The following is a 12,240-nucleotide window of genomic DNA, read 5'->3' as shown; positions in this document are numbered from 1 at the left end:
TCTGTCACCCGGACCCGACGGAACGGCCCGGACGCGAGGGCTGCTCGTCGGTCGCCACGGGCTCACCGACTTTGCCGGCGCCCTCGAGCACCCGGAGCATCGCGTGCCCGTCGGCTGCCGAGAAGGTCGGCACCGATCGCGCCGCCCAGGGACGGATGGGTGAGTCGATCTTCATCGGGTTGGACAGCACCTGCTCGGTCGGCGACAGGTGCCGGATGCAGATGGCGTCGACGCGGTCGGGGCGCGCCTCGGCGAAGTCGGCGTAGATCTGCGGGTCGTGCTGGCCGTCGTCGCCGACGAGCAGCCACGTGATCTCGGGGAAGTCGCGGGCCAGCCGGTCGAGGCAGGTGCGCTTGTGCGCCTGCCCGCTGCGGAACCAGCCGGTGTTGGTGGGACCCCAGTCGGTGAGCATGAGCGGACCGAGGGGGAAGCCGTTCTCGACGAGGAAGCGGTTGAGCGTGGCAGAGGTGTTCCACGCGCCGGTCGAGACGTAGACGATGGGCGCGCCGGGGTGGGCCGAGAGGATGCGGCGGTACATCGGCGCCATGCCCGCGACCGCGTGACGCGCCTTGGCCCGGCGCACGAAGGTGTTGAACGCCGCGATCATCGGGCGGGGCAGCATCGTCGTGATGACGGTGTCGTCGATGTCGCTCACGATGCCGTGCGTCACGCCGTCGGCGACGATGAAGACGTCGGCCGCGACGGGGTCGGTGCCCTGCGCCTCGACGACGACCTGCTGCCAGCCCGGGGCGAGCCCGTGGTCCCGGGCGACGATGTCGACGTGGCCGCCGCGGTCCGACCGTCCGTAGACCTCGCGGTCGCCCACGGTGACCTTGACCGGCACCCCCGTGGCCGGTGAGGTGATGAAGGCGCGCCAGCCCCGGTCGTAGTGGGCCGGGCTCAGCGCGCCGGTCGCGTCCTGACGGGCCTCGGGGCCCTCGACGTCCTCACGGCCCTTGCGCCCGAGGAGGATCCGCGCATAGACACGGACGAAGGAGGACGAGCCGTAGCCCACGTGGGTGATGACCCGGTTGCCCCAGCCACGGCTGCGGAGCACGCGCTCGATCTGCTCGTGGACGGCGTCCTCCACGATGGCGGCCGCGTGCGGTCGGGACATGGCCACAACCTACCCGGCGGGGCCGTCCGGGGAGCACCGGGAGAGCTGCCGGCGGGTGCCAACAGGTGGACCCCGGCGGGCGCGGGGTCGACGCGGCGGGTTTGATGGACGGCGTGCACCCCATTGCCGAAGTCCTCAGCAAGGCCGCAGGCGGCGACTTCCCGGCCGTGGACGGCGCGTGGCAGCGCGTCGAGCCGTGGCGGGCCGGCGTGGAGGGCGTCGTCGCCTTCACCGGCCACGCGTACCTCGCCGTCGACGACGACGTCTCCGACGGCACCCTGGACTCGCTGAGCCCCGACGGCTTCGGCGGGGCGAGCAACCCGCGCCTCGTCTCGCGCCTCGCCGGCACCGGCTGGATCGACGCCCTCGACATCATCCTCGTGGCGCGCGGCACGGGCGGCGAGCCGGTGCTCGTGCCGCGCAGCGACCTGCGCAACCACCCCCGCGCCGAGCACGCGACGTCGGTGCGCAGCGACGTCACGACCTTCGGGTATGCCGCCCCGGACGACCACACGCTCGTGACCCTCTCGACGGGGCTGGGCGGGCTGCCCGAGGTGGGCCTCGAGACCGACCCGTCCAAGGACCACGTCGGGACCGACGTCGTGCGCGACGCGCTGACGCTCATCGACGAGGGCGACGTCGTCGTCGCGGCCTGCGCGCCCGGCAACGCCCGTGCCCTGCGCGCGTTCCTCGCGGCGGGCTTCGAGCCGGTGGCCTCCGTGCAGCTCTGGCGCCCCGAGCGCTGAGCCCGGCCCCCAGCCGCGACCCCGGGACGCGGGTCGGCGCGGCGAGCACGCCGACGATTGGCGGATGTCGGTCAGTCATGATCGGATCTGCGCGTGGACACCGGCGTTGGCGTGGGCAGTGGGGCGCACCATCGGCCTGCCCGCGACCACCTCTGGCCGGTCCTGCCGCTCGCGGCGGCGGCCTGGTGGGTCGGCGGCGCGCTGCCCTGGACCATCGACGGGCTCGGCGCACGGTCGCCGCGCAACTGGCCCTTCGACGTCGCCACGGGCTCGGCGACCGACGGCTACATCAGCCTGCTCCCCTTCACGACGGCGCGGCTCGGGCTGCTCCTGACGATCACGCTCGTCGGCGGCGCGCTCGCGGCCCTCGCGACGCTCTGGGTGCGTCCTCGCGCCGGGCGACGTCTCCGGGTGGCTGCGCTCGCCGTCCTCGGCGCCCTGACGTCCAGCGCCTACACGATCGCCCAGTCGGCCGGCGCCACCCGCCAGCTCGGCGGCGACTTCGACCGCGACGACCGCGTCATCCTCGGCGTCCTCGCCGTGGCGGTCGTGGGCACCGTCCTCGGTCTCGTGCTGGGTCTGACCGTCGCCCTGGGCGGCCCGGTGCTGCGCGCCCTGGCCGCCGCCCCGCTGGCCGTGGCTCTCGGCAGCTGGGTCAGTGCCGTCCTCGTCGCGCTGCTCGGCCCCCAGCGTTCGCTGGGCCTGCTGCAGTGGAGCCCGGTCGTCGTGGGTGTGGCCGCGGGTCTCGCCCTGGCCGGCCTGGGGCTGCGACCGGCGCGACGCCTCGTCGCGTGGCTCGCGGTGCTCGTCCTCCTCTCCGTCTGCGCCGCCGGCCAGACCGCCTTCTCCTACCTCGCCTCCTACCTGCGGCCCCGTTCGGGGTTGCCCAACGGGCTGCGCGACCACGTCGAGGCGAGCCGCGACGTCTTCGTCGCCGCCCTCTCACCGGCCGACCAGGACTGGGGCGTGCACCTCGTCGCCATCGCCGTCGGTCTGCTCGGGTCGCTCGTGCTGTGGCGGCGTCCCCGCACACCGAGGAGCCCTGGGACCGCGCGCCCGGCACCCGGCCCGACCACCCGGCATACGACCGCTCCTGCACAGGACCGTCACGTGGGCGCCACGACCTCATGACACGGGGGCCGCGGCCCGGCACGTACCGTGGAGCCATGCTCAGGGGATCTCGCGCCAGGACTCTCGTCGCCGTCTCGCTCTCGGGGGTGCTCGTCGGCACGCTCGGTGCAGGATGCTCGCTCTTCGAGTCGCCGCCGAAGCCCGACGACACCGCGCGCGCCCTCGCGACCGGCCTGGCCACGGGTGACCTCGGTGCGGTCACGTTCAAGAACACGACCCCCGCGAAGGCGACCACCTTCGTCAAGGCGGCCTACAAGGACCTCGGCACGCTGCGCCCGCAGGTGTCCCTCAGCGAGATGAGCCACAACGAGGGCTCCGACCACGCCACGGCCACGCTCTTCACCCGCTGGGACGTCTCGACGTCCCCCACCGACTGGACCTACGAGACCCAGGTCGACCTGACCCTCGTCGACGACCAGTGGCGGGTGTCGTGGACGCCGGGCGTCGTGGCGCCCCGGCTCACCTCCGACGAGACCCTCGACCTCGCGCGCAAGTGGCCGCGGCGAGCCGACATCGTCGACTCCTCCGGCGGCAAGATCATGACCGAGCGCGAGGTCGCCGCCGTCGGCATCGACAAGACGAAGGTGTCGGGGGCCGAGGCCACGGCCTCGGCGAAGAAGCTCGCCGCGCTCGTCGAGATCGACCCCGCCCGGTTCGCGGCGAAGGTCGAGGCCGCCGGCTCGAAGGCCTTCGTCGAGGGCGTCACCCTGCGCGCCACCGACCCGATCATCGAGGAGCGCGGCGCCGCCATCGAGAAGGTCAAGGGCGCGCTCACCGTCCCGGCCCTGCAGGTGCTCGGGCCGAGCCGCACCTGGGCCGCCCCGATCCTCGGCACCGTCGGCGAGGCCACGGCCGAGCAGATCAAGGCCTCCAAGGACACCCTCGAGGCCGGCGACACCGTCGGCAAGAACGGCCTCCAGTACCGCTACGACGCCCGGCTGCGCGGCACGCCTGGCCTCGCCGTGCACGCCGTCAAGCGCGGCGCCGACGGCAGCGCCCTCGACAAGCGTGAGCTCTTCGCCGAGCAGTCGACCGAGGGTGAGCCGCTGACGATCACCCTCGACCCCAAGGCGCAGTCCGCGGCCGAGGCCGCGCTCGCCAAGCAGACGAAGCACCCGACCGCGCTCGTCGCCGTCCGCGTGTCGACCGGTGAGGTGCTCGCCGCCGCCGTCGGGCCCGCCGCTGCCGGCACGACGCTCGCCCTCGCCGGCAAGGAGGCGCCGGGCTCGACGTTCAAGATCATCAGCTCGCTGGCCAACGTGCGCAAGGGCGCCACGGCCGAGACGAAGCTGCCGTGCACCGAGACGCTCACCGTCAACGGTCGCCGGTTCAGCAACTACACGACCTACCCCGAGGACAAGCTGGGCGACATCCCGATGCGGACCGCCCTCGCCTACTCGTGCAACACCGCCTTCATCAGCCAGTACAAGAAGGTGAGCCAGGACGACCTCGTGTCGGCCGCGCAGTCGCTCGGCATGGGCGAGAAGCTCGACCTGCCCTTCACCGGCTTCCTCGGCTCGGTGCCGACGACCGACGACGTCGTCGAGCACGCGGCGTCGTTCATCGGCCAGGGGCGCGTCGAGGCCTCGCCGCTGACGATGGCGCTCGTCGTCGCGTCGGTCATGAAGGGCCAGACGGTGCGCCCCCAGCTCGTGGCCGGCGCCCCGGCGCTGCCGAAGCCCGCGACGCCCCTCGACCCCACCGAGGCGGGCGTGCTGAGGCAGGAGATGCGCGACGTCGTCGCCGAGGGGTCCGGCACGGTCCTCAAGCCGCTCGGCGTGGAGTACGCCAAGACCGGCACCGCGGAGTTCGGCACGAAGAGCCCGCCCGACACCCACGTCTGGATGGTCGCCGGCCGCGGGGACATCGCGATCGCGGCCTACAACGAGGTCGGCGACAACGGCGTGACCGGCGCCGCGCCCTTCATCGTCAGCTTCCTCAAGGCCTACGACCTCCGCTGACACCGTCGAAGGGCCACAAACCGGGCCCGAACGCGGTCGAAGGGCCACAAACCTGCCCGGTTTGTGGCCCTTCGACGGTTGGGGTGGGGGGTCCCCCGCGTGCTAGCGGGCCGTCACGACGTCGACGTCCGCGGCGCGGACGTAGGCGAAGCGGTGGCCGAGCGAGATCTGGTAGTAGCGGTCCTGCCCGACGACGTCGACGTGGTCGTTCGGGGTGTCGAGCGAGAACGTCGACGCGCGGTAGTAGTTCGTCGGGACCGTGAGGTCGCCGACGGCATACCGCTGGCCCGCCGCGAAGGTGTACTGCAGCGGGGCGAGCGCCTGGACCGGGATGCCCGCGGGGTACGCGGACGCCTCGGGGTAGGCGCGGCCGTAGACGGGCGCCTTGGCCAGGCCCGCCTTGGGCACGACGTAGGAGCCCTTGACCGGGACCGCCGTCGGGTCGCTCGCCGGGTTGAGGAACCAGCCCTTGACCCCGTTGAACCAGATTGCCGTCCAGTCACCGCGGCGCTCGGCCACGGCGAAGGTCAGGCCGGTCTGGGCGCGAGCCCCGATGTCGGACACGCTCGTCGTCGACGGCGTGCCGTTCGGCTTGCGGCCGATGTCGTTGACGAGCGGTGCGCTCGCCGACGGCTCGGTGTGCAGGTAGACGAAGTTCGTGCCCTGCGGTCGGCAGGCCACGCCCGCGGTCGTGCACGAGGTCACCGGCTGGATGTTGTCCTCGAAGCCGGGGAGGATGCGGACGAGGTCCTTGGCGTCACCGGACTGGTGCGCCGAGAGCGGCGCCCCGAGCAGCTGGAAGTAGTGCTCCCAGTTCCAGTAGGGGCCCGGGTCCCAGTGCATGCCGGCGACGTTGGCCGGCGTGACGCCGGGGATCTGGTCGTGGCCGAAGATGTGCTGCATGTCGAGCGGGATGTCGTACTTCGTCGCGAGGTAGCGCACGAGACGGGCCGACGAGCGGTACATCGGCTCGCTGAACCACTCGGCGCCGACCGGCGCGAAGCCCTCGTGCTCGAGGCCGATCGAGTGGCTGTTGACGTACCAGTTGCCCGCGTGCCAGCCGACGTCCTGCGGCTCGAGGTGCTGGGCGATGTGGCCGTCGGAGCTGCGCAGGCTGTACTGCCACGACACGTAGGTCGGGTCGCTGACGAGCTTGAGCGTCGTGGCGTAGCTCGCCTCGGTGTCGTGGATGACGATGTTGGTGATCTTCGGCGCGCGCGGGCGCTGGGCGAGGTCGTGGTTGCCGTAGTCGCCGTCGCCGAACTCCTCGTAGGGCGCGGGGATCCACTCGCAGTCGAGCCCGGGCGGGCAGTCGACGGGGCCGCCGTTGGGCTTCTTGAGCAGCCCGAGACGGTCGACCTGAGCGGTGTCGGCCGTGACGGCCGAGGGCAGCAGGGAGACCTCCTTGCCGTCGACGGTGCGGCGCGAGGCACCGGACGCGATGACGGAGTACGTGTCGTCGGCGAAGGCCTCGGCGACGTCCTCCTGCACGGAGCCGGAGGCGTCGGCCACGGCGGCGTACCACTGGCCGGCGTCGGTGGCCTCGCCCGTGGGCAGGCCCAGCCGCTTCTGCGTCGCGGCCAGCAGGGCCGCCCCGCCCCGGATGTTGGCGAGCTCGTCGGTGCGCAGCGCGTCCTCGGGGAGCCCGGTCAGCTCGGCCGCCCGGCCGAGCGTGTCGGCCACGGGAGCGGCCTCCGGCGCCGGCGCGTCCCCGAGGCCCTTCGCCTCGGCCCGCGTGCCGAGGCCCGCGTCGACGAGGTGCATCGGCCCGTAGCCGCCCGACGTGCTGTGGCCCGGGTTGAAGTCCCAGCGCGTCTGCGCGTAGGACACGGCCTCGAGCACGGAGCGGGGCACGCCGTACTCGGTCGATGCCGCCTCGAAGGCGCGCTCTCGGCTCGCCGGGTCGCTGCCCGAGGCCGAGGCCGACGGGTCCGCGGCCTGCGCGGCCGGGCTCGTCAGCGCCAGGCCGGCGGCGACGGCCGCGACAGCCCCCAGCGCGGCGACGGACCGCCGCGCCCGTCGGGCTCCCGGAGTCCGGTGTGGTGTGGAGTTGGGTATCACTCGATCGTCCCTTTCATGTCCCTGGTGACCGCAGGTTGCTGACCGCCGACGTGGGTCCGTCGGCGCCCGCATCCGTGCGGATGGGTGCGTCCGGCCCCGAGCCCGACACACACCTCTGACACCGAGCATTCCTGCGCACCCCGAGGCCCGCCACTTGAAACCGTCATCCAAGCGTTGTCCCGAATCCACCGCGTCAGGCGTGCATCGCCTGCCGCGAGGGGCCACCATGGTCTGCATGGGGCGCGCAGGCCTGTGCGTGGGGATGGCCGTCGCAGCACTCTTCGTCGGGGGCTGCGGGTCGGCCACGCCCGACGACGGGTCGACCGGCGGGGTGACCCCGGCGGCCCCGACGGCCACGTCGTCGACGACGTCGGCCCTGCGCTTCGGGGCCGCCGGCGACGACGCGCTCGGGTCGTCCTACGGGCCCGCCTTCCCGTTGACGTTGCGTCGCACCGGCGGCATCGCCGGCTTCGACGACCAGGTCGTGCTCGAGGCCAACGGCCGGGTCCGCGTCGAGACGCGCTCGGTCCACGGCCGCGTGTGCACCCTCAGCGCCCCGCAGCAGCGCCAGCTCGTCACGCTCCTCGCGACGCTCCGCCTCGGCCCCTCGACGACCGCGCCGTCGACCGACGGCTCCCTCGGGAGCGACCCCGACGCCGTCCCCGAGAGCGACCCGATCACGATCTCCGTCACCGACCACCAGGCCCGCGCGATCGACCTCAGCGACCCGTCGCTCGGCGAGATCTCGGGCCTCGTCGGGGTCCTCGTCAGCGACGTCACGCTCTCGGTGCCGGCGACGACCCGCTGCACGACGCCGTCGACACCCGTCGCTCCCCCCGCCGCGCCGGCTCCCTGAGCGACCGCTCCCTGAGAGCCCGCTCCTGAGCGCCCGCCCGGCGTTCGGCCGCGCGGCAGTCGCGCCGCGCGGCACGCGTCCCCCGCCACACGCACGAGGTCGGTATGCCCCGGGGCTGACCCGGCGGCATACCGACCTCTGGTGGTGCGTGTCCTTCAGGGCAGCTCACGCGGCCCGACGTGCTGTGTCCGTCAGAAGTTCGTCGACACGTCGTCGATGACGAAGCTCGTCTGGAGCGAGGAGTCCTCGGTGGAGGCGAACTTCAGCGTGACGTTCGTGCCCTTGTAGGCCGTGAGGTCGAGCGTCTTGGCGACGTAGGACGCCTTCGGCGTGGACAGGTTGGAGAAGCTGGCCTTGGTGACGCCGTTGAGCTGGACCGTGGCCTTGTCGTATGCCGTCGAGGTCGTCGTCTCGGCCGTGTCGATGCGGATGTAGTACGTCAGCGTCGGCGAGGTGGCCGTGGACGGGACGGAGAAGGTCTGCGACTCGTTCTCGGAGGCCGTCGTGCCGTTGCCGCCGAGCCACAGCTTCCACGAACCGGTGCGCGCGGGGCGACCCGTGTTGTTCGTGATCGGGCCGGAGGTGCCGGTCCAGCCGGTCTGGCCGGACTCGAAGCCGCCGTTGGTCAGCGCAGCGCCGGTGGGCGGGGGCGTCGTGCCGCCGCACGTCTCGGTGCTGGCCGGGGCGGAGATGGCGGCCATGGCCTTGTCGACCGCGGTGCACTCGGCCGAGCCGGCGCCGTAGAGGTCCTTGGCCGCCTTGATGACGCCGGTGCGGGCCGCGGCGTAGTTGCTGCTCGAGGTGAGGTACGTCGACAGCGTGCGGTACCAGATCTTCTCGACCTTGAGGTGGCCGATGCCGGTCACGGTCGAGGCGTTGCACGTCGGGCTGTTGTAGGACGTGCCGTTGATCGTCTTGGCGCCCGAGCCCTCGGAGGCCAGGTAGTACCAGTGGTTCAGCGGGCCGGACGAGTAGTGCGGGTCGAGGCCACCGAGGGAGCTGCTCCAGCAGTCCTTCGAGGCGCCGTCCTTGCTCGGCTTGTCCATGTAGCGCAGCGGCGTGCCGTTGCCGTTGATGTTGATCTCTTCGCCGATGAGGTAGTCGGGGGTGTCGCTCGGGTTGTTCGAGTACCACTCGACGCCCGTGCCGAAGATGTCGGACGTCGCCTCGTTGAGGCCACCCGCGTCGCCGGAGTAGTTGAGGCCGGCGGTGTTCTCGGTGACGCCGTGGCTCATCTCGTGGCCGGCGACGTCGAGCTCGACGAGCGGGGCGGCGTTGCCCGCGCCGTCGCCGTACGTCATCTGCGTGCCGTCCCAGAAGGCGTTGACGTAGTTCTGGCCGTAGTGGACGCGGCTGCGGGCGCCGGTGCCGTTGTTCCAGATGCCGGCGCGGCCGAGCTGGGTGTTGTAGTAGTCGTACGTCTTGCCGGCGCCGTAGTGGGCGTCGACGGCGGCCGACTGGCGGTTGCTCTGGAGGCCGTTGCCCCAGACGTCGTCGGCGTCGGTGAACGTCGTGCCGGTGCCGGACGTCGCCTGGTTGAGGTCGGTCGTGTAGTTGCCGTGCGAGTCCTTCATCGTGTAGCTCGTGCCGGCGGTCGTGCCGAGCGTGACGGAGCCGACGAAGATGCCGTTGCCCGTGCCGTGCTTGATGTCGTCCCAGCTCGTCAGGGTCTTGCCCGTGGTGGCGTCGACGATCGTGTGCAGGCGGGTCGGGGTCTGGTCGGCCTTGATGCCCTCGGTGATGACCTCGTAGGCGAGCTTGGGGCCGGTGGCCGACTGGAAGATGACGAGCTCACCGAGGGTGGCGGTCTCCTTGTCGGCCTTCGACGCGGCGAGACCGGCCTGGTGCGCCTCGCTCTTGGAGACGCTCGGGGTCATCGTCGCGGGGGTGACGTTCTTGCGGTAGTTCCACGTGACGCTCTTGACGGCACCCGAGGAGTCCTTGTGGCTGACGAAGTCGCCGCCGATGACGCGCAGGCCGTCGAGGGTGCGCTCGTAGCGGACGTGCGTCGCGCCGTTGGCGTCCTGGATGACGGACTTGACGGTGAGCTTCTCGCCCGAGGCGAGGCCGAGGGCGCTCGCGGACGATGCGGCTCGGGACTGCTCGGTCGCCTTGAGGCTCTGCGACTCGGGGGCGGGCGCCTTGTCGCGTCCCGCACCGGCCGCTGCGCCCGCCGGGATCGCCGGCGAGATGGCGAGGGCGAGGGCGAGCAGCCCTCCGGTCGCCAGCCCAGACTTCAGTCGATTCACTGGTTGCTCCTTGTCGAGATGCGGCTCGAAGGCCGCCTGGAGGGAGTTCCGCTCATCTCACGACTTGAGATCGGGCCGGAACGAGCGTGACGTTCGCAGCAGCCCAGAACACGGGTCAACGGGGCTTACCAAGTCTTTGCCAAATGCGTTCCAAGTCCTGAGTAGCCCATGGCTGCAAGAGGATTCGCTGCAGGGCGCGACTTGGGCGATCTCCCAGAGTCGCCCGCCGAGGCAGTCAGTCGACGCCCGGACGGTGCTCCGCGCGGTCGCGCGCACGCGCGAGGTCGGCCGGTGTGTCGACGTCCAGGGCCACCTCGCCGGGGTCGTCCACCGACTGCGTGCGTATGCCGTGGGCAAGGTCGCGCACGCTCCTGCCGTAGGGGTCCCCGAGCTCCTCGAGACGCCCCTGAAGGGCGGGCAGGCGCCAGGCCGAGCAGAGCCAGTTGGTGCGTCCCTCGCGGTCGACCGTCACGGCGAGGTCGGCCGACCCGAGCGCGTCGAGGAGCCGGTCGACGTGGGCGGGGGTGACGAAGGGCAGGTCCGCGCCGAGCAGCACGACGGCATACGGCAGCGGGGTGTCGCCGGCGGCGTCGGTGACGAGGGCCGCGACGGCGGTGGACACGGCCGAGACGGGACCGCCGCCCGGGACGCGCTCCCACACGACGCGTACGCCCTCGGGGACGCCCTGGCCGGGACCGACGACGAGCGCCGGACGGTCGCCGGCCGCGTCGAGCACGCGCGCGACGAGGGGGCGACCACCCACGTCGAGGACAGGCTTGTGGGAGCCCATGCGCCGGGAGGCCCCGCCCGTCAGGACGACGACGACCGGGGGTGCTTCGGGTGGGCGGGGCGGCACCCCTCGGAGTCTGGCACGACGTCTGGCAGGCTGAGGCCATGGGACGGGTCACGGTACGGCGCAAGGTCACGACGATCGACCTCGCGACCCCGTCGACGACCACGCGGCCCGACACGCTCACCGTCGAGGAGCCGCTCGAGCTGCGGGTCAACGGCTCGCCGCTCACGGTGACGATGCGCACGCCGGGTCACGACATCGAGCTCGTCCACGGCTTCCTCATGTCCGAGGGGCTGATCCGGTCGGCCGACGACATCGCGCTGGCGCGCTATTGCGAGGGCGCGGTCGTCTCCGGCGAGAGCGGCTTCGACGAGAACACCTACAACGTCATCGACGTGACGCTGGCGCCCGGCGTCGCTGCCCCGGCCGCGTCGGCCACGCGTGCCTTCTTCACGAACTCGTCATGCGGCGTCTGCGGCAAGGCGAGCATCGAGCAGCTCCGGGCGCAGTCGGCCTTCGACGTGCGCTCCGACACGACGGAGTTCGCGGCCAAGATCGTCGCCGAGCTGCCCGACGCGCTGCGCGTCGAGCAGCGGTCGTTCGACAAGACGGGCGGGCTGCACGCCGCCGGCCTCTTCACCGCCGACGGCGAGCTGCTCGTCGTGCGCGAGGACGTCGGCCGGCACAACGCCGTCGACAAGGTCGTCGGGTGGGCCCTCCAGAGCGGACGCGTGCCGGGCGTCGGGTGCGTGCTCGTCGTCTCCGGGCGCGCGTCGTTCGAGCTGACGCAGAAGGCGATCATGGCCGGGATCCCCTGCCTCGCAGCGGTGTCGGCGCCGTCGTCGCTGGCCGTGGAGTGCGCCGAGGACGCCGGGATGAGCCTGCTCGGCTTCGTGCGCGGCACCCGCCTCAACGTGTATGCCGGCGCGCACCGGATCACGACCACCTGACCACCCGAGCGACTGGAGGCCCACCCGTGGCGATCTTCGCGATCCACTACACCTACCCCGACGACGCGACCGAGATGCTGACGATCCGTCCCGAGCACCGCGAGTGGCTGACCGGGCTGTCGGGCCTGCTCGTCGCCGGGATGTACCAGGACGGCATCGACGAGGTGAGCGAGGGCGAGCCGACCGAGCAGGAGGCCGTCAACGCGGCGCTCATCGTCTACTCCGGCGAGTCGCTCGAGGCGGTCACGGAGACGTTCGACCAGGACCCCTACTGGGTCGGGGGGCACATCCTGCGCCGCGTCGTGCGCCAGTGGGACCCGCCGCTCGGCCCGTGGGTCGCCGACCCGACCAACTCCCCCGGCTGACGCCGCCGCCG

General features: G+C 72.4%; 10 protein-coding genes. 6 read left to right on the top strand and 4 right to left on the bottom strand.

Features of this window, described 5'->3' with window-relative positions; genetic code table 11:
* Positions 1-4: 4 nt before the first annotated feature.
* Positions 5-1,117: an App1 family protein phosphatidate phosphatase gene (locus ACSSS0_RS11870; protein ID WP_435987735.1), complete on the bottom strand. Its 1,113-nt coding sequence runs from the start codon at positions 1,115-1,117 to the stop codon at positions 5-7.
* Positions 1,118-1,230: 113 nt separating this feature from the next.
* Here ACSSS0_RS11870 and ACSSS0_RS11865 point away from each other — a divergent pair, with 113 nt between their 5' ends.
* From ACSSS0_RS11865 to ACSSS0_RS11855, 3 genes are all read left to right on the top strand, one after another.
* Positions 1,231-1,863 carry an N-acetyltransferase gene (locus tag ACSSS0_RS11865; protein ID WP_435987736.1) on the top strand — a complete coding sequence of 211 codons (633 nt, stop codon included), beginning with the start codon at positions 1,231-1,233 and terminating at the stop codon, positions 1,861-1,863.
* Between the two features lie 93 nt (positions 1,864-1,956).
* Positions 1,957-2,994, top strand: a complete 1,038-nt coding sequence (locus ACSSS0_RS11860) for a hypothetical protein (protein WP_487228120.1) — start codon at positions 1,957-1,959, stop codon at positions 2,992-2,994.
* 35 nt (positions 2,995-3,029) lie between these two features.
* The gene (locus tag ACSSS0_RS11855) at positions 3,030-4,955 is read left to right on the top strand and encodes a penicillin-binding transpeptidase domain-containing protein (protein ID WP_487228119.1); all 1,926 of its coding nucleotides are present in this window, start codon (positions 3,030-3,032) and stop codon (positions 4,953-4,955) included.
* A gap of 102 nt (positions 4,956-5,057) precedes the next feature.
* On the opposite strand, the gene ACSSS0_RS11850 is transcribed toward ACSSS0_RS11855, so the two are convergent.
* Positions 5,058-7,016, bottom strand: coding sequence for an N-acetylmuramoyl-L-alanine amidase (locus tag ACSSS0_RS11850; RefSeq protein WP_435987739.1), 1,959 nt, complete (start codon positions 7,014-7,016; stop codon positions 5,058-5,060).
* Positions 7,017-7,251: 235 nt separating this feature from the next.
* Here ACSSS0_RS11850 and ACSSS0_RS11845 point away from each other — a divergent pair, with 235 nt between their 5' ends.
* On the top strand, positions 7,252-7,872 hold the full coding sequence (locus ACSSS0_RS11845) for a hypothetical protein (RefSeq protein ID WP_487228118.1): 621 nt from the start codon (positions 7,252-7,254) through the stop codon (positions 7,870-7,872).
* 191 nt (positions 7,873-8,063) lie between these two features.
* On the opposite strand, the gene ACSSS0_RS11840 is transcribed toward ACSSS0_RS11845, so the two are convergent.
* Together ACSSS0_RS11840 and mobA are read right to left on the bottom strand one after the other, a co-directional pair.
* Positions 8,064-10,121 carry a M4 family metallopeptidase gene (locus ACSSS0_RS11840; protein WP_487228117.1) on the bottom strand — a complete coding sequence of 686 codons (2,058 nt, stop codon included), beginning with the start codon at positions 10,119-10,121 and terminating at the stop codon, positions 8,064-8,066.
* Between the two features lie 235 nt (positions 10,122-10,356).
* On the bottom strand, positions 10,357-10,977 hold the full coding sequence (mobA, locus tag ACSSS0_RS11835; RefSeq protein WP_487228116.1) for a molybdenum cofactor guanylyltransferase: 621 nt from the start codon (positions 10,975-10,977) through the stop codon (positions 10,357-10,359).
* Positions 10,978-11,015: 38 nt separating this feature from the next.
* Between mobA and fdhD the strand changes: the two genes are divergently transcribed.
* Together fdhD and ACSSS0_RS11825 are read left to right on the top strand one after the other, a co-directional pair.
* The gene (fdhD, locus tag ACSSS0_RS11830) at positions 11,016-11,864 is read left to right on the top strand and encodes a formate dehydrogenase accessory sulfurtransferase FdhD (protein ID WP_487228115.1); all 849 of its coding nucleotides are present in this window, start codon (positions 11,016-11,018) and stop codon (positions 11,862-11,864) included.
* Positions 11,865-11,890: 26 nt separating this feature from the next.
* Positions 11,891-12,229, top strand: coding sequence for a YciI family protein (locus ACSSS0_RS11825; RefSeq protein WP_487228114.1), 339 nt, complete (start codon positions 11,891-11,893; stop codon positions 12,227-12,229).
* Positions 12,230-12,240: the final 11 nt, after the last annotated feature.

The sequence above is a fragment of the Terrabacter sp. R4-6 genome, assembly GCF_057529065.1.
Note: the sequence above shows the minus strand (reverse complement) of the source record. Positions and strands in the feature narration are given on the sequence as shown.